The sequence below is a fragment of the Lysobacter sp. TAB13 genome (genome assembly GCF_052113885.1).
Taxonomy (GTDB): Bacteria; Pseudomonadota; Gammaproteobacteria; order Xanthomonadales; family Xanthomonadaceae; genus Lysobacter; species Lysobacter gummosus.
On the sequence record NZ_JBFRDR010000002.1, the window covers coordinates 288,868 to 311,376 of the forward strand.

Genomic DNA, 22,509 nt, shown 5'->3' on the forward strand with positions numbered 1-22,509 from the left:
ATGGCCTGTAAAAAGGCGTTTGGCATAGTTTGTGCGCACCCCGTTCGGCATAGTTTGGTCAAACGCACAAACTATGGCCTTTTGACCACCGCTCAAGCCCCGTTCCCGACGCCGCCCGCAACCACTTTGCACTACTATGGTGCAATGCCCTCCGACCCCCAGCCCGCGACCGATCTGAGTCTGGACAGCCTGACCACGCCGCTGGCGTGGAGCGACGGCACCGGCGTGTTGAGCGGCTGCAATACCGCGTTCTCGCGCTGGTTCGGGATCGGCGCGCGGCGCCTGCTGGGCTGGCCGCTGGCGGGGCTGGATGCGGGCGACGGCCGGCTGGCGCTGGCGCTGTCGCGCGAAGGCGGCGACGAAGCGCCGCTGCGCATGCGCCGGATGCGCTTGCGTTACGCCGACGGCGAGGACCGTTTCGCCGATCTGTGGCTGAGCCGGCGCGACAACGGCGGCTGGTTGCTGGAAGCGCATCCGGTCGATGAATTTCCCGGCGACGATCCGGCGCTGCTGCTGCCGTCGGCGCTGTCGGCGTCGTTGAAGGGGCTCGCGCACGAATTGCGCAATCCGCTGGCCGGGCTGAAGGGCGCGTCGCAGTTGTTGGCGCGGCGGGTGGACGATGCGGATTCGCGCGAACTGATCGGCTTGATCGACAGCGAAGTAGAACGTCTGACCGGGCTGGTCGATCGTCTGCTCACGCCGGCGCCGCCGCGGCCGCATACGCCGCTCAATATCCACGCCGTGCTCGAACGCGTGCTGCGTCTGGCCGAAGCCGATGCCGGCTGGGCGGTGCGGCTGGTGCGCGATTACGATCCCAGCCTGCCCGAATTCGCCGGCGACGCCGATCGGTTGATGCAGGCGGTGTGGAATCTGGTGCGCAACGCCATCGAGGCCGGCGCCACCCACGTGCATCTGCGTACGCGCATCGAGCACGGCGTGCGCATCGCCGATGCGGCGCATCCGATCGCGTTGCGCCTGGAAATCATCGACGACGGCCGCGGCGTGCCGGAAGAATTGGCCGAGCAATTGTTCCTGCCGCTGGTGTCGGGTCGCGCCGAAGGCAGCGGGCTGGGACTGGCGCTGGCGCAGCAGGTCTCGCGCGAGCATCGCGGCTCGCTCGCGTATCGCTCGCGTCCCGGCCACACCGTCTTCACTCTGCTGCTGCCGATGCATATCGAAAACGAAGAGGACGGCGCATGAGCGCGGCGCGGGTATGGGTCGTCGATGACGATCGTTCGGTGCGTTTCGTCCTGGCCACGGCCTTGCGCGAGGCCGGCTACAACGTGGAAGGCTTCGAGAACGCGGCCGACGCCCTGTTCGCGCTGGAGCAGCGCGGCGCGCCGGATCTGTTGTTCACCGACGTGCGCATGCCCGGCGACGGCGGCCTGGTGCTGCTGGAGAAACTCAAGGCGCGCGCGCCGTCGCTGCCGGTGGTGGTGATGAGCGCCTACACCGATGTGGCCAGCACCGCCGGCGCGTTCCGTGGCGGCGCGCAGGAGTTCTTGTCGAAACCCTTCGATCTGGACGACGCGGTGGCGCTGGCCGCGCGCACGCTGGCCTCGGCCACGCCGGCCGAAGACCTCGCCGAAACCGGCGAACTCGCTGCCGACGACAGCCTGATCGGCGACACCCCGGCGATGCTGACTTTGTTCCGCGCCATCGGCCGTCTGGCCCAGGCGCCGCTGTCGGTGCTGATCACCGGCGAGACCGGCACCGGCAAGGAACTGGTTGCGCGCGCGTTGCATCGCGAGTCGCCGCGCGCCGCCCGGCCGTTCGTCGCGCTCAACACCGCGGCGATTCCGGCCGAGCTGTTGGAAAGCGAATTGTTCGGCCACGAGGCCGGTGCATTCACCGGCGCGCAACGGCGCCATATCGGCCGCTTCGAACAGGCCGACGGCGGCAGCTTGTTTCTCGACGAAATCGGCGATATGCCGCTGCCGTTGCAGACGCGCTTGCTGCGTGTGCTGGCCGAGGGCGAATTCTTCCGCGTCGGCGGGCGCGAACTGATCCGCGTAGATGTGCGGGTAATCGCCGCCACTCACCAGGATCTGGAAACCCTGGTCGCGCAGGGCCGCTTCCGCGCCGACCTGCTGCATCGCCTGGACGTGGTGCGCCTGCGCCTGCCGCCGCTGCGCGAGCGGCGCGCCGACGTGCCGCAATTGGCCGAACGTTTTCTCGCCTCCGCCGCGGCGCGCTTCGCCGCGCCGGCCAAGCGCTTGTCCAAGCCGGCGCTGGAGCGGCTGATGGCGCACGACTGGCCGGGCAACGTGCGCGAACTGGAGAACGTGTGCTGGCGCCTGGCCGCGCTGGCGCCGGGCGAGACGGTCACGCGCGAGGATCTGGACGAAGTGCTCGACGTGGTGTCGCGGCCCGCCGCCGACGCCAGCGAATGGGAAGCGCAGCTGTCGGCGTGGGCGCGCGCGCAACTCGCCGACGGCCGCGCCAACCTGCATGCCGATGCGCGCGAGCGTTTCGATCGCGCCCTGCTGGAAGCGGCGTTGGCGCATACCGGCGGGCGGCGGACTGAGGCTGCGGCGCGGCTCGGGCTCGGACGCAATACGCTGACGCGCAAGCTCGGGCCCGGGCGCCACCGCAGCTGAGCGATTTCATCGGGCGCAAAGAAAGGCCGATCGCGCCGCATCGCAACGATGCGCAGCTTGGCGAATCGACATGGATCCGCACGGACGCATCCGCCGGCCGCCATAATCGCCGCGTACCGCCACCACCGCGCCGGCTCCGGCGACGCACAGCGCGTTTCACCTGCGCTGAACCTGCGCAGGACTAGCGTCGGACCCCACGATTCCGGGCGTCGCTGGACGACGCCGACGACAAGGAGCTTCCGCATGAAGACGTTGCTTCGCACCGCCACGATCGCCGCCGCCGTCGCCGCGCTCGCCGCTTGCGGCGGACAGACCACCAAGCCCACGCCGCCGCCGGCGGCCGGACCCAAGCCGGTCTCGACCGCGCAATCGGCGACGGTGGTGCTCGCGTCCGCGTCCGGCAGTCTGGTCAGCGGCAAACTGACCTTGCGTCCGATGGGCGACGGCGTGCATCTGACCGGCGAAATCGGCGGCCTCGCGCCCAACAGCACCCACGCCATCCACATCCACGAGAAAGGCGATTGCAGCGCCGCCGACGCCAGCAGCGCTGGCGGTCACTTCAATCCGGCCGGGCAGCCGCACGGGCAGGTCGATCACGGCGCGCATCACGCTGGCGACATGGACAATCTGGTCGCCAACGCCGAAGGCGTGGCCCAGGTCAACGCACACGCCAGCGGCGTCACCCTCGGCGGCGGCGCGCCGAACGACATCGCCGGCCGCGGCGTGATCGTCCATGCCTCAGCCGACGACTACAAGACCCAGCCGACCGGCAACGCGGGCGGGCGACTGGCCTGCGGCGTGATCAAGATCGGTCGATAGCCCAAGGCCGGCATCCCGCGATCGGGATAATCCGGACGGCCGATGCAAGCGTCTCATCGTCATGCAACGCGATGAGGCGCGGCCGGCGCCCGCGTTTCGCGATGCCGCTCTCATCGCGCGCACGCGGCGCATTGCCCGCGTTTGCGCCAGCTATCGCCGTTCGCGCGCGCGTCATATGCTGAGCGCATATCCTGCGAGACGTACAACGCCATGACCCGCCTGCGCATCCGCGACGCCGTCCCGACCGACCGCGATCTCATCGCCGAGTGGATGATTGCGATGGCCTTGGAAACCGAACACAAACACCTCGACCCGCCGACCGTGCACGCCGGCGTCGAAGCGGGCCTGGCCGATCGCGCCAAGGCGCGCTATTTCGTCGCCATGCGCGAAGCCGATGTCGCGGGCGGCGAAACCATCGCGGTTCCCGCCGGCACCTTGATGTTCACCCACGAATGGAGCGACTGGCGCAACGGCGACTGGTGGTGGATTCAGAGTGTGTATGTCGCGCCGGAGCATCGGCGGCAGGGCGTCTATAACGCCTTGCACAGTCATGTCGCGGCCTTGGCCCAGGCGACGCCGGGCGTGGTGGGCTTGCGGCTGTATGTCGAACGGGCCAATGCCAATGCGCAGCGCACGTATGAGGCGATGGGCATGGCCGATGCGGGCTATCACATCTACGAACAGGCCACCTGAGCGCAGTGGGGCGGCGGATGTTCGGTTCGGTTGTAATGCTTTGCGCGCTGCTGGTGGCGGTCACGCCCGCATTCGCGGAAGAACCGCCGGCCGATGCCGGCGAATGCAGCGTCGATAAACAGATCGAGCACAATCGCGACGGCTCGCAATTGGAGTTGCGCAAGCGCTCGTGCGACGGCAGCGATCAGATGTCGGCCGAGCTGTGGTTTCGCGCCAAGCCCGGTGCAAAGGCGCGCGAGCTGATGCGTTACGAGTCGGCCAACCGGCCCGGCACCTGGGCGGCGAATCTGGTCGATTTCGACCACGACGGGTGGTTCGATTTTCGCAAGGGCGGCGAATGCGGCGCGGGGCCGAACTGCGAAGGCGAAATCCATCGCTTCGACCCCAAGCGGCGCGCGCTGTATCTGATGCATGCCGGCGGCTGGGCCGAGGTGAGCTTCGATGGCGAGTATCTGGTCGAATCCGGCCGTGCGAGTTGCTGCGCCTGGGAATATCACGTCTACCGCGTGTTGAACCGGCAACGCCCGGTGTTCGGCCCGAGGCCGGATTTCATCATCCTGGCCGGCAGCGATTTCGCGCGGGACGCCGATGATGAGCGCACGCGCTGCCGTTTCAGCCGCGAGGTCGGCGGCGAATATCGCACGATCGCGCCGCCGGCCAAGCGCTGGCTCGATTACTGCTCGCTGTATGGCGACGACTACGTGGTGGAGCCGCCGGATACCGCGGCGGCCAAGCCTTAGACCGGCCTGCCGGTCGGATTCGCACCGGCGGCTTCCGCCGGAATTCGAGCGGCTTATCGCCGCGCGCGAATCGCGCTTACAGCTGCCCCGGCTCCGGCGCCCCATCGCAATGCACGAACGTCACCGGCACGCCGTGTGCGCCCAGCACCGCGGCGATCTGCTTCAGGCGCGCTTCGAAGTGCTGATAGCGGCGGTTGAGTTTCTCGCGGCATTCCTCGGTGCCGCACGGGGCTTCGGGCGCGTAGCGCTCGTGCCAGGCGGCCGGCGAGAACAGGGCGATGCGGGCTTCGCCGTCGGCGTAGTGCACCAGCGGTTCGGGCGGGGCGTCCAGCCATTGTTCGCCTTCGGGCTGCAGCAGCGCGGTTTCCAGCAGCGGCCACAGCGGGCCCAGGCCGGCGTGGTCGTATTGCATGGCCATCATCGCGGCCAGATCGTGCACGGTCAGGTAGCGCGCGTGCTCGACCTGCAGGCCGAAGGCCTCCTGCGCGGCAAGGGCCGTGTCGGCGCCGGCCATGCCGCGTTCGAGCAGGCTGGATTCGAGAATCTCGCCGACCCGGGCGACCAGTTCGGGCGCGCCGCTGAGCGCGAACGGCACCAGCCGCAGCGGGCCGCCGGCGTAGTCGGGCGAAGGCGTCAGGGTGCCGGGCAGGCGTTCGTCGTGAGCGCCGAAGGCGATGACCCGGCCGGCCTGTTCGGCCCCGCGTTCGCGCGGCGCGCGCGCGGCCAAGTCGTCGAGTTCGCGGTGCAGCGGCCAGCCCGGGCGCAGCAGTTCGACCGGATCGTAATGGGCGCCCACGGTGATCAGGTCCAGCGCCGCGGTGTCCTTGGCGAAGCCGGCCAGGTCGCGGGCGATCTTTTCCGACAGCGTGCCGGCGTCCTGACGGGGCAGGGCGCTGCGGTTCACCGCGGCGTCGCCCTTGAGCTCAAGGGCGAGGGCGCCCAGGACGTGCAGGGGGGCGTCGGACGCGCTGGCGGAGGGGCTGGCAGAGGTCATGGTCACCGAGGATACGCTGGCGTTTGGTAGAGCGCGTGTGCGGCGCTACACTGAGCCCCATTATGCCCGCTCCGCCGCGACGGGCCCTGTGCGAGAACCTCAAGAGGGATTGCCGATGCGCCAAAACCGTCCCGTCGCCGTGCTCGGTGGCGTGCGTATTCCCTTCTGCCGGCAGAACACCGCTTATGCGGACGTCGGCAATCTGGGCATGTCGGTGCGCACGCTGGGGGCGCTGGTCGAGAAGTTCGGCCTGCACGGCCAGCAGCTCGGCGAAGTGGCGATGGGCGCGGTGATCAAGCACAGCAGCGACTGGAACCTGGGCCGCGAAGCCGCGTTGTCCTCGGGCCTGTCGCCGCTGACGCCGGGCATCACCCTGCAGCGCGCCTGCGGCACGTCGCTGGATTCGATCATCACCATCGCGAACAAGATCGCGGTCGGCCAGATCGAGGCCGGCATCGGCGGCGGTTCGGACACCACCTCCGACGTTCCGATCGTCTACGGACGCAGCCTGCGCCGGCGCCTGTTGCAGGCCGCCCGCGCGCGCACGACCAAGGACAAGATCGCCGCGTTCAAGGGCTTCCACCTGCGCGAGCTCAAGCCCGAGTTTCCCGGCGTGGCCGAGCCGCGCACCGGCAAGAGCATGGGCGATCACTGCGAGGACATGGCCAAGCAGTGGAACATCTCGCGCGATTCGCAGGACGAATGGGCGCTGTCCTCGCACCAGAAACTCGGCGCGGCCTACGAGCGCGGGTTCTTCGACGATCTGGTGGTGAGTTTCCGCGGCGTCTCGCGCGACAACATCCTGCGCACCGACAGCAGCCTGGAAAAACTGGCGACGCTGAAGCCGGCGTTCGACAAGACCTCCGGCCGCGGCACCCTGACCGCGGCTAATTCGACGCCGTTGACCGACGGCGCCGCGGCCTGCCTGCTGGCGTCCGAAGAGTGGGCGCAGGCGCATAACCACGAAGTGCTGTGCTACCTGCGCGATGCGCAAGTGGCGGCGGTCGATTTCGTCCACGGCGAAGGCCTGCTGATGGCGCCGACCGTGGCGGTGCCGGAGATGCTCAAGCGCAACGGCCTGACCTTGCAGGATTTCGACATCTACGAAATCCACGAAGCCTTCGCAGCGCAAGTGCTGTGCACGCTGCGCGCGTGGGAGAGCGAGGAATACTGCAAGACCCGCCTGGGCCTGGACGCGCCGCTGGGGCGCATCGATCCGGCCAAGATCAATCCGAACGGTTCCTCGCTGGCGGCGGGCCATCCCTTCGCCGCGACCGGCGCGCGCATCGTCGCCACCGCGGCGAAGGAATTGAAACAGCGCGGCGGCGGCCGTTGCCTGATTTCGATCTGCACCGCCGGCGGCATGGGCGTGGTGGCGATTTTGGAGCGTTGATCTGTTCCCTTCTCCCGCTAGTCACCTTGGGTGGCAAGCGGGAGAGGGAGTAAAAGAAGTTCAGCTCAGCTCCCCGCCGGCCCTCCGCGACTTTGTCCGGCGACATACTGCGGCGGCCAGCCCGGCGGCGTGGTGCCTTTCTCCTTCATCTGTATCGCAAGCTCCGCTTCCAGCATCCACTGCTGCTCGGCGCAGTCCGGATTGCCGGCCAGATTGGTGTTCTGCTGCGGATCGGCCGACAGGTCGTACATCTCCCAATCGCCGCCCTGGCTCTGCGTGCCGGCGGCGGGCACGTAGACCGCGTACAGCCATTGCGATGAGCGGATCGCGCGGATCACGCTCGGGCCGCCCTGGGTCATGTCGTCGTAGGTGTAGTGGACGTAGTCCTGCACCGAATCGCTGCTGCCTTCCAGAACGCCGCTCAAGTCGGCGCCGACCATGTCGGGGAATTGCGAGCTCACGTTCAACAGGCTCGCCAAGGTCGGCAGCAGATCCACCGAGCTCGCCAGCGCCTGCGTCTGCGCGCCCTGCGGCCATGCGACCGGGTTGGAGAACAGCAGCGGCACGTGGATCGCTTCGTCGTAGGCGTTGACAAATTTCTCCACCATGCCGTGCGACAGGCCCAGTTCGCCGTGATCGGCGAAACGCACGATCAGCGTCTGGTTCGTTTGCTCGGTGCTCATCGCGTTGAGAATCTGCAGGATCTGCGAATCCACGTATTCGACCAGATACGCGTAGAAATCCACGAAGTCCTGCTCGCTGGCGCCGCTGCCGCCGCTCATCTTGGCGAAGGTGTAGTTGGCCTGCGCGCGCGGCTTGCTCGACAGGTCTTCGTTCGAATTGGCCGGAATCGGCGCGCCGGTCGCGGTGTAGTCTGTGGCGTCGTAGAAGGTCGAGGCCTGGTTCATGTAGCCCAGGTGCGAGTCGTGCGGGTTCACCAGCGATACCACCAGGCAATACGGCGAGGCCGGCGGATCGGCCAGGAACGCCAGCGCATCGGCGAGGTAGCGCTGATCGTTGCAATTGGTCGCGGCCGGCGCGGTGCTCAGGGTGCCGCCGCCCAGGTAGGTCGGGCCCAGGCTCAGTCCGGCGTCTTCCGGGTCCCAGGTCGAAAATCCCCAGGGCTGCAGGTCGGCGCTGGTCGAGCCCGGCTCTTCGCCGCCGAGCAGATGCCACTTGCCGATCCAGTAGCAACCGTAGCCGGCGGCGGTCAGCACGCTGGCCAGATTCGGGAACTTGGACGGCGGCGGCAGCGGTTGCCCACCGGTCTGGGTGCAGCCGGTGACGAAGGGGTATTGGCTGGTCAGGAAGGTCGCGCGGCTGGGCGAACACATGCACGCGCCGGTGAAGGCGTTGGCGAAGTCCAGGCCTTGCCCGGCCAGTTTCTGCATCGCCGGCATCGCCGCCGCCAGCGTCGGTTGGTACGACGCCGGCCATTGCGCGAGGCTGCGCTGCTGGTCGGTGATGATCAGCAGCAGGTTGGGCCGGTTACCGTCGGCGAACAGATCGCTCAGGGCCATGACGTCGCTCCGTGGGAATGCAGGTACGAACGCGAAGCGGGCGGCGGGGAGGACTGCGATCGCATCGCGTCGGCGCCGGGCTTGAGGCAATATGTGCGCTCCGTCACGACAAGGATCTGTCATGCGCCGCCCGACCGCGTTCGCCCTCGCCCTCGCCCTGAGCCTGTCGCCGCTGGCGGCCCCGGCGATGACCTTCATGGATGTCCAGGTGATCTGCCCGATCGACGGCAAGCCCTTCCCCGCGCGGGTGATGGGTTCGGGCACCTCCTTCGGCATGTATTTCGACCGCCAGCGCTTCGGCGCGATCGCCTCGCCGGCGCCGTTGCCGGCGTGTCCGGGCAGCGGCTTCATCGTCGATGACGACACGCGCAAGTACAGCCAGGACGAGTTGACGCGGCTGCGCGCCTTTGTCGAATCGGCCGACTACCGCGGCTGGGTCGCCAACGACACGCCGTATTACCGGCTGGCCAAGCAGATGGCGTTTCTGGGCGAATCCGAGGACTCGATTGCCGGCGTGGTGCTCGCCGCGACCTGGGAAGCCGGCCCGCGTTATCCGCGCTACGCCGCCGAAGCCCTGGCGCTGTGGCAGCGCCGCGTCTTGCGCGATGCCGGCGGCCAGGACGTCTACGCCGCGCGCATGCTGGTCGGCGAACTGCAGCGCCGGCTCGGCCGTTTCGACGAAGCCCGGGCCACCTTCGACGGCTTGCGTGACGATCGCGCGTTTCCCGGCAAGCAGGAGGATGCGGACACCGCGGCGTATATGCGCAAGGTGGTCGATGCGCAGTTGCAGTTGATCCGCGCGCGCAGCACGGCGCATGCGCGTTTGGACGAGGACGGCGAGATCGTGGATTTCTGAGGAACCGTCGAAGTTCCTGGGAAAACAGGCTCGTCGTTCCCGAGAGGCGGGCTTCGCTTTAGTTCGGCGGAGCCGAACATCCGATGCCTTTCGTGCGAGAACGTTTGAAGTCGCTGGATGTTCGGCTCCGCCGAAGTAAAGCGGAGCCCGCGTTCGCGGGGATGACGAGCAAAACGCAGATGCTCGAAACCCGATGCAAAGGCTTTGAATAAGCGTTGAGGCTGCGCGTCAGCGCTGTCCTCGCAAGTTCAGGCCAAGCCGTGCGCCGGCTGGCGTTGCGGTTCGTGTGCAATCGCATCCGGCGAGGTTTGCAGCGGCGCGTGATCGCCGATCGCCCGCTGACCACCGGCGATGGCGCGATTACGGTGCGGATCGTCCGAATGAAATTCCCCGCGCAGCCGCAGCCGCAGCAGCCGTACCGCGCGCACGTCGTCGAGTTCGGCGATCTTGCCGGCGTTGCGCAGCGGCGCTACCTCGGCGCCGTCGCCGCTGATCGAGAACCAGCGGCGTTCGCGTCGGTCGAAGACATAGGTCAGCGGATGTCCGCCGATGGTGTCCGGATCGGTGTGCGGATGACTGCCCAGCGCCGCCGCCGTGCGCATCGCCGCCAGACCGGCGATGTAGGCGCTGCCCGCGACCAGACCCATGTTGCGATAGGCGTCGGCGGTGGTGTCCCAACTGCGTTCCAGGCCGCGCAGGCCGTGATCGAGCATGTGCGACCACACCCGCGCGGCCTCGGCTTCTCCGGCCCTGGCGCGCGCGGCTTCTAGCAGTTGCCGCGGCGTCCATGCATCGGGATGGATGCCGGCCTGGTCGAAGGCGCGGTCATGCGCCTGCTGGATATCGCGCGCCGGCAGATTCAAGGCGCGTTCGGTGCGGCCCGCACGCCAGTGCGCGCGGCGCAATTGCAGATCGCGGCCGATCAGATCGACGCTGAAGTTCTGCCAGTCGCGTTCGCTTAGGTGGCGGCCGCCGCTGCGTGCGCGCAGGTCCGCGTGCAGGTTGGCGACTTTTCCCGCCGCGTTGTCGTTGCGCACCACGCCGAGCGCGAGCAGACCGTAACCGTCGTTGCCGGGCTGTTGGGCGAGGAAGTTCCAATACAGTTCGAGATTGCCCTGCCGGACGTAGTGCCCGAGAACGGTCAGATCGCGCTCGTTCAATCCAATCATGCGGTCGCCTTCCATGGTGTTGCGTCGTTGCCGGGTGTCGCGAGGTGCCGATCCAGCCGGGCGCGAGTCCTGCGCGCGGTGCAGTGTCGTTCGTTGCGCGGCGTCTCGGCGCCGGCCGGCTCATGGTGGCATAGGCGGTCGGCGGATCGGTCCGCTTCGCTGCGCGGCTGCGTGTCGGCGCCATCGGCGCGCGTCTCGCGCGTTGCGCTCAGTGAGGGCGTGGCTGCTTCGATACGACTCGCCGTGATGAGCGAAGCCCTTCGCCGCAACGCAACGGCCGACCCGATAGCCGACCGCGATCCATCGCACCGCACGCCCCGCATTCACAAAAACCGTGACCCCAATCTGTGACCCCCATCGTCCAGATTCATCAAGCAGCCCGCCCGACACAGTTGTTGCGCCTCCATTCGCGATGGTACGGTCGATCCGCTGCAAACCATACGCAAACGTATCCATTCGTGCGGGATAGTCCTTGGGAGGGGACGAACTCATGCGCAAGATCAGTTCGTGGTCGATGTCGTGTCTGTTGTTGTGCGCGGCCGCCGCTCCGGCGTTCGCGGGCGGATTCACCGGCAGTTACCAGCGCATTCCCGGCTGGGACGGCGCGGAAATGGGCGCCTTCGTGATGGTGCCCAAGGACCAGGGCGCCGGCCCGTTCCCGTTGCTGGTGATGCCGGCCAGCTGGGGCGCGCCGAATCTGGAATACGTCGGCCGCGGCGCCGCACTCGCCGGCAAGGGCTATGTGGTCGTCAGCTACACCTCGCGCGGGTTCTACGACTCGGCCGGACAGATCGACATCGCCGGGCCGGGCACGGTCGAGGACGTCAGCTCGGTGATCGACTGGGCGCTGGCGCATACGCCGTCGGACCCGGGCAAGATCGGCGCCAGCGGCATTTCCTACGGCGCCGGCATCAGCCTGCTGGCGGCCGAGCGCGATCCGCGCATCAAGGCGGTCGCCGCGCTCAGCGGCTGGGCCGATCTGGAGGCCTCGCTGTACGCCAACCGCACCGTCAGCCAACAGGGCACCGCTCTGCTGGTGGTGGCCGGCGCGCTGACCGGGCGTCCGGGGCCGGAACTGGCCGCCGCGACCGCGCGCATCGCCCACGGCGACTTCGACGGCGCCGTCGCCGACCTGTTGCCGGTCGTGCCGCAGCGCAGCCCGGCCACCGAGGCCGCCGCGCTCAACCGCAACGGCACCGCGGTGCTGCTGGCCAACGCCTTCAACGACAGCCTGTTTCCGCCGGGGCAGTACATCGATTTCTACAACGGCCTCAGCGGTCCCAAGCAACTGCTTTTCAGCCATGGCGATCACGCCACGGTCGAAGCGCCGGGCGCGCTGGGCCTGCCCAACGAGATCTACGACGCGGCCGGGCGCTGGTTCGATCGTTACCTCAAGGGCGCGGCCAACGGCGTGGAACGCGAACCGGCGGTGCGGCTGAAGTCGCAGGACGGCGACTGGCGCGGCTACGCCGACTGGAACGCGGTCCAGCGCGGCGCGACGGTGTTCGCGCTGAGCCGGCCCAGCGGCCTGCTGGCGCCGACCGGCGATCTGCAAAGCGGGCCGAGCACCGGCTGGAACCACACCATCCTGACCGGCCTGCCGACCCTGGCCGATTCCGGCGTGGCCTTCATCAGCGGCTTTCTGCAATCGGTGCAGGTGGCGCCGCAGGCATCGATCCCGCTGGTCGCGCGCGCCGGCGCCGGCGTGTGGCAGACGCCGATCTACTGGACCGGCAAACAGCTCAGCGGCATGCCGCAGTTGCACGTCACCGTCACCCCGAGCCAGAGCGAGGTCACCTTGTTTGCGTATCTGTACAGCGTGGACCTGCTCGGCAACGGCTCGCTGCTGAGCCACAAACCGTACTCGCTGCGCGGCGCCCGCCCCGGCGTTGCCCAGAGCGTTGATCTGCGCCTGGAAGCGACCAGCTGGGACATCCCGGCTGGACGCCGGCTGGTGCTGGTGGTCGACACCACCGATCCGCGTTACACCAGCGCCAGCACGATCGGTGGCACGGTGAGCTTCAGCTCGCCGGCGTCCAATCCTTCGACGTTGACGGTGCCGTTGCACTGAGTTTCGGTTCTTTCGTGGTGCGAATAACGACGGCGCCCTAGTGGCGCCGTCTTCGTTTCACGGGCGGTCGAACATCGCAGTACAGCCGCGTCGCAGACGTGAAACAGGTTCGTGTCCTGGCTGCGCACTTGATCGCGATTGTGCAATTGACCCGGACGAAATCCGCGATCGCTTCCGCTGAACCGGGTGACCGGTCTGGATGTTGGGAAAGCTGTGCCGTTAGTCGCCAGAGGCGGCACTTGGCGGCGAGCACGATTAACGGCAGCGCCAACGGCCGCCACCGTTGCGAAAACCAGTGTTGCCAATAACTATCAAATTGATAGTATGAGGTTTGGAGGCAGGGATGGTGATCAGTCGTTTCAGGATCACAGCGAATGCGTTGGAGCCTCGGGTTCGCCAAGCCGCTAAAGATTCCGCGAACGTCGTGTTCATTCCCGCTCCCGAGAAGCGAAGCATGGCCGGAGCCATGCTGTTTCAACAGGCGATGTCCTGTTTGAGAGAAGGCAGGATCTCTGGAAAACCGGTATTCACGGAAGACGGCCTATGGGAGTTCAGGATGAAACGGTATGCCGCAAGCCAATGGTTCTCTATCAAGGTCGCGGCATCGGTCGACGGCGCGCGGGTAGAGAAGTTGTACGTAATCCTTTCGGAGGACTGAAATGTATCGCTATGTGGGCTGTGGCCTGCCCAACGTATTCCTGCGAAACGGTTACGAAATGGTCAAGACGCCTTACGGCGAAGGCGTGACCATTCATGACCTGGATGGCCTGCATCAGGCGCTTGGCTCCACCATCGTCGGCAGTCCTGATCCGTTGAGCGGGGCCGAATTCCGTTTCATCCGGACCGAGCTGGAGTTGTCGCAGAAGATGCTCGGACAACTGCTGGGCTGCAACGAGCAAGCGGTGGCTCGTTGGGAAAAGGGGCGCTCCAAGGTGGATGCGCCGGCCGAGCGCTTGCTGCGCTTGTTCTACAAGCAGGCCAAGCTGGGCGAGAAGAAACTGGCGGTTGCGCTCGAATCGCTGCAGGAACTCGAATCCACGCCGCCTGCGCCGAGAAAATTCGTAGCGAGCGAAAAAGACGCCAGCTGGAGCGCCCGCTCGGAACGGATACGGGCCTGATTCGGCGGTCTTCGATCCAACACAGGCCCCGTATCGCTACGGGGCTTTATTTTGTGCGACCGATCAACCGCGCAAGCGCGGCATCCCAAACTCGTCGCGCTCTTCGGTCACCGCTTCGTCGAACAGCTTCTGGCGCAGATCGCGGCCCGGCAGTTCGGTGGTCGCTTCGCCGCGCGTGGCGCGCAGGGCGTTGAGGTAGCTCAGGCGGGCGCGGCTTTCGTCGCCGACCTGGGCGAAGCCGTGGCCGAGTTCTTCCCAGGCTTCGCTATTGGCGCCTTGAGCCAGCGCGCGGTGCAGATAGGCTTCGGCCTGCGGCCACTGGCCTTGCGCGCGGGCGATGCGCGCCAGGCTCAGCAACAGGCCGGGACTGCCCGAATGCGTGCCCAGCCAGCGTTCGGCCTGGGCGCGGCGCGCGTCGAGGCGGCCGATCGGCAGACGGCCGTACAACGAGGCCAGCGATTCGTCCCAGCGCGCGTCCAGGGCCTGTTCCAGGCTCTTGGCCGCGGCTTCTTCCCAACGCAGCGCGGCGGCGCGTTCGGCGTAGGCGGCGACCGCGGCCGGATCGGTCTTCAACGGCTTGGGCAGCCGTTCCCAATGATCGGCCAGCACGTTGGCGTCGGCGGCTTCGCGCAGGGCGGCTTCGGCCCAGGCGGCTTCGAGCCGGCTCAACTGATCGGCTGGCCATGCGTTTTGTTGGCGCAAGGAGCCGAGCAGGCCATAGGCCTCGCCGGCGCGGCCGAGCGCGGCCAGGGCCTGCGCGCGCAGAGCGAGCCCGCGCGGCGGCAGCGGTTGCGCGTTGGGCGCGTCGAGCGCGGTCAACGCATCGGCGGGGCGTTGTTCCGACAGCGCCAGCTCGGCGACGGTGAGCGCGCGCGCGACCGGATGATCGTCGGCCAGCGCATCCAGATGTTGCGTCTGCGCGGCGGCATCGCCGCGCGCGGCGGCGGCGCGGGCGGCACCGATGCCGGCGATCGCGGCCACGTCGCGATTGCGCGCGGCCAGCGCCAGCGATTTCTCGGCGCGGCTCCAATGGCCCTGGTGCAGCGCGTCCAGACCGTCGATCAAGCGCGCGCGCGCCTGCTTCTTGCGGCGCCGGCGCATCGCCACGAACGGCAGGCTCAGCACTTTCCACACCAGCCACAGCGCCAGCAGGCCGCCGATCAGCATCAGCAGCGCCTTGGGCAGGTTGGTCAGATAGTTGACGCCGCCGTAGGTCACCACGACCTTGCCCGGGTCTTGCACCAGCAGTTGCGCCGCCAGCGCGCCGACCAGCGCGAGCACGATCCAGAACAACAGATTGCGGAACAGATTCATCGCGGCGACTCCTTAGACCCGATCAGCGCGCAGGGAGATGGCCCGATCAATGGGCTGTGCGCAGCTGACGCAGCTGCTGCAGTGTGGTGCCGAGGGTCGGAACCGAGAGTGAAAGCGGCAGCGCGGCCAATTCGCGCAACGCGGCGAGCTGGCGTTCCTGCGCCGGCGACGGCGCCGACAGGCGCTGCACCCAGCGCTCGGCACGCTTGAGCGCGACGCGGTAACCGGCGGCGTCGCGGCGTTCGGCGGCGGCGCGCGCCAGCGAGATTTCCAGTTGCAGCCCGGCCAGCGCGGCGGCGCGGTCGCTGGGATGCGAGGCGACGGTGCGATCGACCGGCTGGGTTTCGATCAGGCTGCCGAACGCGCGTTGCCACCACGGCGCCGGCGCGGGCGCGGCCTGCTTGGCGGTTTCTTCCGGCAGCGTCAGGGTCTGCGCGAGCGCGTCGAGCTTGGCCATCGCCTGCATGCGCGGCTCGATGCCCAGCTCCTTGAGCGCGGCGGTTTCCTGCAACAGGGTCTGGCGCAGGCTCAGGTAGGCCGGATCGTCGATGCCGTCGAGCACGCCGCCGGCCAATGCGTAGGCGCGGCGCGCGCCCTCCAGGTCGCCGGCGATCAGCAGGCGCTGCTGGCCCAGGGTCAGCAGCAGCTCGGTTTCGTCCAGGCGCATGGCCTGGGCGCCGTGGCGGTCGGGATCGGCGAGCTTGGACACGCTGTCCTCGATCAGCGCCGCGCGCTGGCCGATGCCGTGCAGCTCATCGCGCAGCACGCGGTTGGTGCTGTCGGCCTGGACGATGCGGCGGTTCTGCGCTTCCTGGTTGGTGCGCAGGGTGTCCACGCGCTGGTCCAGCGCTTCCAGGCGCTGGTCGGCATCGGCGGCGGCTTCGCGCTCGCGGATCTGGCGATGCTGCCATTCGCGCCAGCCGTACCAGCCGCCGCCGCCGGCGATCAGCAGCACGATCAACAGCCACAGCCAAGCGTTGGAGCCGCGGCGCGGGGCGGGGGAGGCGGACGGGGGAGTGGACACGGTATCGAATGGTTCGCTCATGACCCGGTCATGCTACCGGATGCAGGCATCAAGACAGTCTTGACGCGGTCCGCTTTCGCGCATCGATCGCCGGTGCGCCCGGGCCGCGCGCCGGCCCGGATCGGCGGCGGATGCGCACGCGGGTCCGCTTGGGGCGGGTGATCGGCCGGTTTCGGATCGAACCCGCCGGGCTCATCCCCCCAGTGCGTCGCCATAGCCGGCCAGCAACTGCGCCGCGCCGGGACCGGCGGCGATGCCGATGTCGCTGAAGCCCATCTCGCGCGCCAGCCCGGCCAGGCGCTGGCTGGCCGCGCTCACGCGCACGCCGCGCAGCCGTTCGAGCGCCGCCGCCGGCAATTGCGCCAGCACCCGCTGCAAGGCCTCGGCGCTGGACAAGGCCAGCACCGCCGGCGCATCCAGCGCGATCAGCCGCGCGACTTCGCCGCGCGCCAGCGTCGCCGGTTCGCGCACATAGATGTCGGCGCGCAACACGCGCGCGCCGCGCGCCTGCAACGCCGGCGCGAGCACGCCGCGTCCGCCGGGCGCGGTCAGCAGCCCAAGCGATGCGCCATCGAAACTTTGCAACTGCGGCAACGCGAGCAGACCTTCGCTGTCCATGCGTTCGGGCGCGATTGCATTGTCGATGCCGAACTCGCGCAAGGCCGCCGCGGTCGCGGCGCCGACCGCGTACCAGGCTTGTCCCGGCAACGGCAATGCGGGCCATGCATGCGCATGCGTATGCGCATGACGAGGTTGATGTGCGAACAGATCGCGCAAAGCGCGCACCGCGTTAGGACTGGTGACCACCACGTGCGGCGCCTGCAACGCCGCGGCCAATGCATCGCGCGCGTCGCGAGTGTTGCGCGTGCGGATCGACCAAGGCGACAAGGCAATCAATGCGCCGCCGTATTGCGAAACGATGCGGCGCAAGTCTTCGTGCTCGTCGCTAGGTCGCAACGAGATCACGTACCATCGCGGCGGTCGCAGCGGCTCGCGGCTCATGCGATCAGCTTCGCACAGCGCCTGCATCGATGGCAGCTGCGAACGGTCGCGGTGTCATCCAGATTGCGTTACATGCCTTCGCCATCGAATTCCCCCACTGACAGTCAGCCGTTCCCGATGAGTCCACACGACGCCCTGCAACGCCTCCATCAACATTACCAATCCATGCCGCCGGTGGCGGCGATGCAAGTCAGCATCGCCGGTTACGACGGCAAGCGCCTGCAACTGCATGCACCGCTGTCGCACCACATCAACGACAAGGGTTGCGCCTTCGGCGGCAGTCTGGCCTCGATGATGACCCTGGCCTCCTGGGGGGTGATGTCGCTGGGGATCGAACAAGCCGATCTGCGCGCGGAGGTGTTCGTCGCCGACAGCCAGATCCGCTACCTGGCGCCGCTGTTCGCCGATCTGGACGTGCACGCCGAGCTGGCCCCGGAAGCGGACTGGCGCAGCTTCCTGACCACTCTGCGCGAACGCGGCCGCGCCCGCACCGCGCTGATCGCGCGCGCGTTGCTGCCCGAAGGCGGGGTCGCGACCGAGTTCACGGCCCGCTACGTAGCCATCGCTAAGCCCTGACGCGGCAGGTACGATGCACGCCGAACGTTCCCTCCGCCGGAGTCCGCGATGCGTCTGCTGAAATTCGTGCTGCTGTCCTGCCTGTTCGCGCTCGCCCTGGCCGGTTGCCAGACCACCGGAACCCAGAACAACAAGATCACCGAGCAGCAATACGCCTACTCGGCGGCGATCCGCTGGGGCGATTTCGAGGGCGCGGTCAACATGATCAAGCCCGAGCTGCGCGCCAAGCTGGCGCCGACGCCGATGCAACTGGAGCGCTACAAGCAGATCCAGGTCTCCGGCTACAACGACGTCGGCACCGAGATGGACAAGACCAAGGGCACCGCGGTGCGCCTGATCAACATCGGCGTGATCAACCGCCACACCCTGGCCGAGCGCAACGTGCGCTACACCGAGGCCTGGGAATGGGACCCGGAGGTCAAGGTGTGGTGGCTGATCAGCGGTCTGCCGGATTTCTGGGAAGGCCAGTAAAGGCTCAGGAATGCGGGGAGAGGAGTGAGAAACGAGGAAAAGCCGGGCCCGGCTCAGGCCCTGCTCACTCCTCACTCCTCTTCACTGGTTTCTGGCTCCCCCCCGGCCCGCCGGCGGTTCTTTTGCGCCGCAGCGCGCCCTGGGCGACAATCGCCGCCCCGCGTGGGCCGTGCCGGCCCCGCCCCGATTCGCCCTGTGCGTGAGTCCCGATCCCGTGAGCTTTGATGAACTGCTGGCATTCGCCGGCCGCCACATGTACCTGTCGCTGGGCCTCGTCGGCCTGACCGTGGCACTGATCTACACCGAGGTCGCAAGCCTGTTCCGCGGCTACAAGGCCCTGCGCCCGGCCGAACTGACGGCGCTGATCAACCGCGACAACGCCCTGGTGATCGACCTGTCGGCCAGCGGCGAGTTCGAAAAAGGCCACATCGCCGGCAGCCGCTCGGTCCAGATCAGCCAGTTCGATCCGGAGAGCAAGCTGCTGGCCAACGCCAAGCAACTGCCGGTGGTGGCGGTCTGCCGCACCGGCCAGGCCTCGGCCGATGCGGCCAAGCGCCTGAAGAAGGCCGGGTTCGAGCAGGTCTACTGGCTCGAGGGCGGCATCCAGGCCTGGCAGCAGGCCGAACTGCCGCTGGTGAAGGGCCGCAACTGAGTCCGATCCTGTCGCGCCGCCGCCATCGCCGGCCGGTAGCGTGACCGGGGCCGCCAATCTCGCGCCTTGCGCCGGCGCTTGGCGAAACTGACTCGGCGCCACGGCGCGTCAGGCAACACCGTTTTGTGCGGCGGTCCGTCCCGGCCCTTGATTGGGCGCCGGCCCGCCTCAATCCAGATCGTTCGCGGCCGATCCACGCTGCAAGCGCTGATGCCGGGGCCGTTTGGTCCGGCCCAGCGCGAGCGGGCATAATCGGCCTACTACCGAATTTCATTTTGCTGGGGGAGTTACCCGATGTCCGAAGAAAACGTCAACGGCGCCACCGCGCCGGCCGAAGCCGCAACCGGCCCCGCGTTCACCGTCGAAAAGATTTACGTCAAGGACGTCTCCTTCGAGGTACCCAACGCCCCGGCGGTGTTCGCCGAAGCCGCGCAGCCGCAGCTGCAGCTCAACCTGTCGCAGAACGTGCAGCGCGTGGGCGACAACGCCTATGAAGTCGTGCTCGGCGTGACCCTGACCTGCACCGCCAACGACAAGCCGATGTACCTGGCCGAAGTGAAGCAGGCCGGCGTGTTCGGCCTGATCGGCTTCGACGGCCAGACCCTGGACGCGATGCTCGGCACCCACTGCCCGAACGTGCTGTACCCCTACGCGCGCCAGCTGGTCAGCGACCTGATCCAGGCCGGCGGCTTCCCGCCGTTCTTCCTGCAGCCGATCAACTTCGACGCGCTCTACGCCGAAGGCCTGCGCCAGCGCGGCCAGAACGGCGAGAACCTCGCCGACGCGGAAACCGCCGGCAACGCCTGAGCTTTGAACCCAAGGGCCGCACAGCGCGCATGAGTTCGCAGACCACGACCCCGTCCAAGCCGCGCATCGCGGTATTGGGCGCTGGTTCCTGGGGCACCGCGCTTGCGGCCCTGATCGCCCGCCACGGTCATCCGACCGTGCTGTGGGGCCGCGACGCCGACGGCGCCGCGGCCATCGATACCCGGCATGAAAACCCGCGTTATCTGCCGGGCATCGCCTTACCCGAATCGCTGCGCGCGACCACTGACCTCGCCGTCGCGATGAAAGACGCCGACCTGGTGCTGGTGGTCGTGCCCTCGCACGCCTTCGCCCAGACCTTGCGCATGCTCGCGCCGTACCGGCCCGCGCACGCCGGCGTGGCCTGGGCGACCAAGGGCTTCGAGCCCGGCAGCGGCCGCTTCCTGCACGAAGTCGCGGAAGAAGTGCTCGGCGCCGACGTGCCGCTGGCCGTGGTCACCGGCCCGTCGTTCGCGAAGGAAGTCGCGCAGGGCCTGCCGACCGCGCTGACCGTGCACTCCGATACCGCCGACTTCGCCCAGGCCGTGGCCGACGCGCTGCACGGCCCGGCATTCCGCGCCTACACCGGCGACGACATGCTCGGCGCCGAACTCGGCGGCGCGATGAAGAACGTGCTCGCGGTCGCCACCGGCGTCGCCGACGGCATGCAGCTCGGCCTCAATGCGCGCGCCGGCCTCATCACCCGCGGCCTCAACGAAATGCTGCGCCTCAATCAGGCCATCGGCGGCCAGCCGGAAACCCTGATGGGACTGGCCGGTCTCGGCGATCTGGTGCTGACCTGCACTGGCGATCTGTCGCGCAACCGCCGCCTGGGCCTGGCGCTCGGACGCGGCCAGTCGATCGAGGACGCGGTGCGCGAAATCGGTCAGGTCGTCGAATCGGTGCAGACCGCCGACGAAGTGATGCGCCAGGCCGAACGCCACGGCATCGAACTGCCGATCTCCAACGCGGTGCGCGCGGTGCTGCACGGCGAGATCACCCCGTCCGACGGCCTGCGCAAGCTGCTTTCGCGCGAACAAAAGCCCGAGTATCCGACCGACCTGTTCGGTTGAGCCGCCGCATCCGGTTTTCTTCCCGCCGCACCGGCCGCGCCGGCACGGCCGGCCATGCCTCGCCTGAACAGGCGCGAGAGCGCGTTTTTGCGCCGGTTTGTCTGGTTTGCCGCGGCGCTTTCGTTCAAGCTCAAACACACCGCCCGTCTGGCCGCGCTGCGCGGCCGCCGCGGGCCGGTCGCCGGCGCGCATCCCCGCCGCCGGCGGTCTCGCGCGTGGATGGAGCGTCCTATGTGGAAGAGATCGATGGCGCTGCTCGCCTTGTTTCCTTTCGTCGCCGCATGCACAGGAGTGGACATGAAGCCCAGTTACACCAAGAAGAACGTCGAGCCGGTGGTCGTGCAGAAGCTGGCCGACGACCAGATCAGCCTGCGTTACCACGTGTTCCCGGAAAGCTCGTACTACTCCGGCGGCGTCAACTACGAAGCCAGCGGCGACACCTTGAAGGTCGTCATCGACCGCTGCGGCATCAGCGACAAGTGCGCGCCGATGGCCAAGACGCTGATCCCGCTCGACGACAAGTGGGAAGCCGAAGTGCATTTGCCCTATCGCGGCGGCAAGGTCGTGCTGGTGCACGCCGACGCCGAGGAACAGATTTTTCCCTGAGACCGGGCGCCGCCAGGCCTGATCCGGAGTCCGCAATAGCCCGATCCGATCGATGGAGCGAACGAACATGGCTGGTCCCGACAAACCCATATTGGGCATCCACACCAACGCCGGCGAAGGCGCGGGCCTGACCGACGGTCACGCCTGGGTGTCGATCACCCGCAATGGCCACACCGAGTACTACGGTCTGTGGCCCAACGAGCACCCGCGTTTCGCCAACGAAAATCCGCACCCGGAAAGCAACATCCGCAAGGACATCGAAAAAGGCTTTCCGGCCGCGGCGAGCCGCTACTTCGAGCTCACCCCCGAACAGGAAAAGAAGTTCGATGCCGCGCTGAAGGAAAAGGTGGAGTGGGGCTACACCAACACCTGCGCTTCCTGGGCCAGCGACGTCACCGAGAAAACCACCGGCCAGCGCGTCAGCGCCAGCGAACTGCTCGGCATGACCGGCACGCCGCGGCAGTTGTACGAAAGCATCCAGGAACTGGAAAAGAAGCAGCCGACCGCGCCCGACAAGGGCGCGCCGCCGATCAAGCCCGGCGAGGGATCGAGCTCGCTGTCGGCCAACGACGCGCCCGCCGGTCCCCTGGGCAACGCGCAGGACAACGCCATCTATCAGGCGATCCGCGCCAAGGCGCCGGGCGATGTGCCCGATACGGCGGTGGCCTATGCCGTGCTCAAGGCGCAGCAGGACGCCGGCGTGGCCAAGCCGGGCGACATCGGCGAGGTCGCGGTGCGCGACGGCAAGTTGTTCGTCGCCGGGCAAACCCCGGGCTTCGTCGCCGCGGTGGACATGAAGCAGCCGATTCCGGCGCCGGCCGAAGTCGATACCCAACTGGCCGCGCATCGCCAGGCGCAGGCGCCGCAGCTTGCGCAGCAAGCGCAGGATCAGCAGCAGCAACAGCAGACCTCGCAGCCCTCCTTCTCCAGGGCCTGAGCGCGGCCGGCGCGGCGAGCCGCGCCGCCTTCGCGAGCTTCGCGCAAAAAAAGAGCCCGGCTTTTCGGCCGGGCTCG

23 protein-coding genes are annotated in these 22,509 nt (G+C 68.1%); 17 read left to right on the forward strand and 6 right to left on the reverse strand.

Annotated elements, in window-relative coordinates; genetic code table 11:
* The first annotated feature begins 144 nt into the window (after positions 1-144).
* From AB4Y92_RS03990 to AB4Y92_RS04010, 5 genes are all read left to right on the forward strand, one after another.
* Complete coding sequence (locus AB4Y92_RS03990; protein WP_441818478.1) at positions 145-1,200, forward strand: two-component system sensor histidine kinase NtrB; 1,056 nt, start codon at positions 145-147, stop codon at positions 1,198-1,200.
* Positions 1,197-2,600 (forward strand): nitrogen regulation protein NR(I), encoded by a 1,404-nt coding sequence (gene ntrC / locus AB4Y92_RS03995; RefSeq protein WP_441818479.1) that lies wholly within the window; start codon positions 1,197-1,199, stop codon positions 2,598-2,600. Before AB4Y92_RS03990 ends, ntrC begins: the two co-directional genes overlap by 4 nt.
* A 243-nt stretch (positions 2,601-2,843) precedes the next feature.
* Positions 2,844-3,419: a superoxide dismutase family protein gene (locus AB4Y92_RS04000; protein ID WP_441818480.1), complete on the forward strand. Its 576-nt coding sequence runs from the start codon at positions 2,844-2,846 to the stop codon at positions 3,417-3,419.
* Between the two features lie 210 nt (positions 3,420-3,629).
* Positions 3,630-4,112: a GNAT family N-acetyltransferase gene (locus AB4Y92_RS04005; protein WP_441818481.1), complete on the forward strand. Its 483-nt coding sequence runs from the start codon at positions 3,630-3,632 to the stop codon at positions 4,110-4,112.
* A 35-nt stretch (positions 4,113-4,147) separates the two neighbouring features.
* Positions 4,148-4,852: a hypothetical protein gene (locus tag AB4Y92_RS04010; RefSeq protein WP_441818482.1), complete on the forward strand. Its 705-nt coding sequence runs from the start codon at positions 4,148-4,150 to the stop codon at positions 4,850-4,852.
* A gap of 76 nt (positions 4,853-4,928) precedes the next feature.
* On the opposite strand, the gene AB4Y92_RS04015 is transcribed toward AB4Y92_RS04010, so the two are convergent.
* Complete coding sequence (locus tag AB4Y92_RS04015) at positions 4,929-5,846, reverse strand: hypothetical protein (RefSeq protein ID WP_441818483.1); 918 nt, start codon at positions 5,844-5,846, stop codon at positions 4,929-4,931.
* A gap of 115 nt (positions 5,847-5,961) precedes the next feature.
* Between AB4Y92_RS04015 and AB4Y92_RS04020 the strand changes: the two genes are divergently transcribed.
* Positions 5,962-7,239, forward strand: a complete 1,278-nt coding sequence (locus AB4Y92_RS04020) for an acetyl-CoA C-acetyltransferase (RefSeq protein WP_441818484.1) — start codon at positions 5,962-5,964, stop codon at positions 7,237-7,239.
* A 65-nt stretch (positions 7,240-7,304) separates the two neighbouring features.
* Here AB4Y92_RS04020 and AB4Y92_RS04025 read toward each other — a convergent pair whose 3' ends face one another.
* Positions 7,305-8,759, reverse strand: a complete 1,455-nt coding sequence (locus AB4Y92_RS04025) for a sulfatase-like hydrolase/transferase (RefSeq protein WP_441818485.1) — start codon at positions 8,757-8,759, stop codon at positions 7,305-7,307.
* Positions 8,760-8,880: 121 nt separating this feature from the next.
* Here AB4Y92_RS04025 and AB4Y92_RS04030 point away from each other — a divergent pair, with 121 nt between their 5' ends.
* Entirely contained in the window at positions 8,881-9,615 is a 735-nt protein-coding gene (locus tag AB4Y92_RS04030; RefSeq protein WP_441818486.1) for a hypothetical protein, read from the forward strand.
* 248 nt (positions 9,616-9,863) lie between these two features.
* Here AB4Y92_RS04030 and AB4Y92_RS04035 read toward each other — a convergent pair whose 3' ends face one another.
* The gene (locus AB4Y92_RS04035; protein WP_441818487.1) at positions 9,864-10,784 is read right to left on the reverse strand and encodes a hypothetical protein; all 921 of its coding nucleotides are present in this window, start codon (positions 10,782-10,784) and stop codon (positions 9,864-9,866) included.
* Between the two features lie 490 nt (positions 10,785-11,274).
* Between AB4Y92_RS04035 and AB4Y92_RS04040 the strand changes: the two genes are divergently transcribed.
* The 3 genes from AB4Y92_RS04040 (at position 11,275) to AB4Y92_RS04050 (ending at position 13,973) form a co-directional block, all read left to right on the forward strand.
* Positions 11,275-12,855: a CocE/NonD family hydrolase gene (locus AB4Y92_RS04040; RefSeq protein WP_441818488.1), complete on the forward strand. Its 1,581-nt coding sequence runs from the start codon at positions 11,275-11,277 to the stop codon at positions 12,853-12,855.
* A 343-nt stretch (positions 12,856-13,198) separates the two neighbouring features.
* Complete coding sequence (locus AB4Y92_RS04045) at positions 13,199-13,513, forward strand: hypothetical protein (RefSeq protein ID WP_441818489.1); 315 nt, start codon at positions 13,199-13,201, stop codon at positions 13,511-13,513.
* 1 nt (position 13,514) lies between these two features.
* A complete protein-coding gene (locus AB4Y92_RS04050; RefSeq protein ID WP_441818490.1) occupies positions 13,515-13,973 on the forward strand; it encodes a helix-turn-helix domain-containing protein in 459 nt (152 codons plus the stop codon).
* Between the two features lie 63 nt (positions 13,974-14,036).
* Here AB4Y92_RS04050 and AB4Y92_RS04055 read toward each other — a convergent pair whose 3' ends face one another.
* The 3 genes from AB4Y92_RS04055 to AB4Y92_RS04065 form a co-directional block, all read right to left on the reverse strand.
* Complete coding sequence (locus AB4Y92_RS04055; protein ID WP_441818491.1) at positions 14,037-15,287, reverse strand: heme biosynthesis HemY N-terminal domain-containing protein; 1,251 nt, start codon at positions 15,285-15,287, stop codon at positions 14,037-14,039.
* Positions 15,288-15,333: 46 nt separating this feature from the next.
* Entirely contained in the window at positions 15,334-16,332 is a 999-nt protein-coding gene (locus AB4Y92_RS04060) for a uroporphyrinogen-III C-methyltransferase (protein WP_441818492.1), read from the reverse strand.
* A gap of 171 nt (positions 16,333-16,503) precedes the next feature.
* Positions 16,504-17,313 carry a uroporphyrinogen-III synthase gene (locus AB4Y92_RS04065; protein ID WP_441818493.1) on the reverse strand — a complete coding sequence of 270 codons (810 nt, stop codon included), beginning with the start codon at positions 17,311-17,313 and terminating at the stop codon, positions 16,504-16,506.
* 117 nt (positions 17,314-17,430) lie between these two features.
* Here AB4Y92_RS04065 and AB4Y92_RS04070 point away from each other — a divergent pair, with 117 nt between their 5' ends.
* The 7 genes from AB4Y92_RS04070 (at position 17,431) to AB4Y92_RS04100 (ending at position 22,432) form a co-directional block, all read left to right on the forward strand.
* Entirely contained in the window at positions 17,431-17,889 is a 459-nt protein-coding gene (locus tag AB4Y92_RS04070) for a YiiD C-terminal domain-containing protein (protein ID WP_441818494.1), read from the forward strand.
* Positions 17,890-17,937: 48 nt separating this feature from the next.
* A complete protein-coding gene (locus AB4Y92_RS04075) occupies positions 17,938-18,360 on the forward strand; it encodes a hypothetical protein (RefSeq protein WP_441818495.1) in 423 nt (140 codons plus the stop codon).
* Positions 18,361-18,574: 214 nt separating this feature from the next.
* Positions 18,575-19,012 (forward strand): rhodanese-like domain-containing protein, encoded by a 438-nt coding sequence (locus tag AB4Y92_RS04080; RefSeq protein WP_057941295.1) that lies wholly within the window; start codon positions 18,575-18,577, stop codon positions 19,010-19,012.
* Between the two features lie 294 nt (positions 19,013-19,306).
* Complete coding sequence (gene secB, locus AB4Y92_RS04085) at positions 19,307-19,819, forward strand: protein-export chaperone SecB (RefSeq protein ID WP_441818496.1); 513 nt, start codon at positions 19,307-19,309, stop codon at positions 19,817-19,819.
* A 29-nt stretch (positions 19,820-19,848) separates the two neighbouring features.
* The gene (locus AB4Y92_RS04090) at positions 19,849-20,889 is read left to right on the forward strand and encodes an NAD(P)H-dependent glycerol-3-phosphate dehydrogenase (RefSeq protein WP_441818497.1); all 1,041 of its coding nucleotides are present in this window, start codon (positions 19,849-19,851) and stop codon (positions 20,887-20,889) included.
* A 297-nt stretch (positions 20,890-21,186) separates the two neighbouring features.
* The gene (locus AB4Y92_RS04095) at positions 21,187-21,495 is read left to right on the forward strand and encodes a hypothetical protein (protein WP_441818498.1); all 309 of its coding nucleotides are present in this window, start codon (positions 21,187-21,189) and stop codon (positions 21,493-21,495) included.
* A 67-nt stretch (positions 21,496-21,562) separates the two neighbouring features.
* On the forward strand, positions 21,563-22,432 hold the full coding sequence (locus AB4Y92_RS04100) for a hypothetical protein (RefSeq protein ID WP_441818499.1): 870 nt from the start codon (positions 21,563-21,565) through the stop codon (positions 22,430-22,432).
* Positions 22,433-22,509: the final 77 nt, after the last annotated feature.

What these genes read in the sequence shown, in the direction of transcription:
- AB4Y92_RS03990 (WP_441818478.1), top strand. Translation starts at nt 145, where the DNA reads ATGCCCTCCGACCCCCAGCCCGCGACCGATCTGAGTCTGGACAGCCTG.
- ntrC (WP_441818479.1), top strand. Translation starts at nt 1,197, where the DNA reads ATGAGCGCGGCGCGGGTATGGGTCGTCGATGACGATCGTTCGGTGCGT.
- AB4Y92_RS04000 (WP_441818480.1), top strand. Translation starts at nt 2,844, where the DNA reads ATGAAGACGTTGCTTCGCACCGCCACGATCGCCGCCGCCGTCGCCGCG.
- AB4Y92_RS04005 (WP_441818481.1), top strand. Translation starts at nt 3,630, where the DNA reads ATGACCCGCCTGCGCATCCGCGACGCCGTCCCGACCGACCGCGATCTC.
- AB4Y92_RS04010 (WP_441818482.1), top strand. Translation starts at nt 4,148, where the DNA reads ATGCTTTGCGCGCTGCTGGTGGCGGTCACGCCCGCATTCGCGGAAGAA.
- AB4Y92_RS04015 (WP_441818483.1), bottom strand. Translation starts at nt 5,846, where the DNA reads ATGACCTCTGCCAGCCCCTCCGCCAGCGCGTCCGACGCCCCCCTGCAC.
- AB4Y92_RS04020 (WP_441818484.1), top strand. Translation starts at nt 5,962, where the DNA reads ATGCGCCAAAACCGTCCCGTCGCCGTGCTCGGTGGCGTGCGTATTCCC.
- AB4Y92_RS04025 (WP_441818485.1), bottom strand. Translation starts at nt 8,759, where the DNA reads ATGGCCCTGAGCGATCTGTTCGCCGACGGTAACCGGCCCAACCTGCTG.
- AB4Y92_RS04030 (WP_441818486.1), top strand. Translation starts at nt 8,881, where the DNA reads ATGCGCCGCCCGACCGCGTTCGCCCTCGCCCTCGCCCTGAGCCTGTCG.
- AB4Y92_RS04035 (WP_441818487.1), bottom strand. Translation starts at nt 10,784, where the DNA reads ATGATTGGATTGAACGAGCGCGATCTGACCGTTCTCGGGCACTACGTC.
- AB4Y92_RS04040 (WP_441818488.1), top strand. Translation starts at nt 11,275, where the DNA reads ATGCGCAAGATCAGTTCGTGGTCGATGTCGTGTCTGTTGTTGTGCGCG.
- AB4Y92_RS04045 (WP_441818489.1), top strand. Translation starts at nt 13,199, where the DNA reads ATGGTGATCAGTCGTTTCAGGATCACAGCGAATGCGTTGGAGCCTCGG.
- AB4Y92_RS04050 (WP_441818490.1), top strand. Translation starts at nt 13,515, where the DNA reads ATGTATCGCTATGTGGGCTGTGGCCTGCCCAACGTATTCCTGCGAAAC.
- AB4Y92_RS04055 (WP_441818491.1), bottom strand. Translation starts at nt 15,287, where the DNA reads ATGAATCTGTTCCGCAATCTGTTGTTCTGGATCGTGCTCGCGCTGGTC.
- AB4Y92_RS04060 (WP_441818492.1), bottom strand. Translation starts at nt 16,332, where the DNA reads ATGAGCGAACCATTCGATACCGTGTCCACTCCCCCGTCCGCCTCCCCC.
- AB4Y92_RS04065 (WP_441818493.1), bottom strand. Translation starts at nt 17,313, where the DNA reads ATGAGCCGCGAGCCGCTGCGACCGCCGCGATGGTACGTGATCTCGTTG.
- AB4Y92_RS04070 (WP_441818494.1), top strand. Translation starts at nt 17,431, where the DNA reads ATGAGTCCACACGACGCCCTGCAACGCCTCCATCAACATTACCAATCC.
- AB4Y92_RS04075 (WP_441818495.1), top strand. Translation starts at nt 17,938, where the DNA reads ATGCGTCTGCTGAAATTCGTGCTGCTGTCCTGCCTGTTCGCGCTCGCC.
- secB (WP_441818496.1), top strand. Translation starts at nt 19,307, where the DNA reads ATGTCCGAAGAAAACGTCAACGGCGCCACCGCGCCGGCCGAAGCCGCA.
- AB4Y92_RS04090 (WP_441818497.1), top strand. Translation starts at nt 19,849, where the DNA reads ATGAGTTCGCAGACCACGACCCCGTCCAAGCCGCGCATCGCGGTATTG.
- AB4Y92_RS04095 (WP_441818498.1), top strand. Translation starts at nt 21,187, where the DNA reads ATGAAGCCCAGTTACACCAAGAAGAACGTCGAGCCGGTGGTCGTGCAG.
- AB4Y92_RS04100 (WP_441818499.1), top strand. Translation starts at nt 21,563, where the DNA reads ATGGCTGGTCCCGACAAACCCATATTGGGCATCCACACCAACGCCGGC.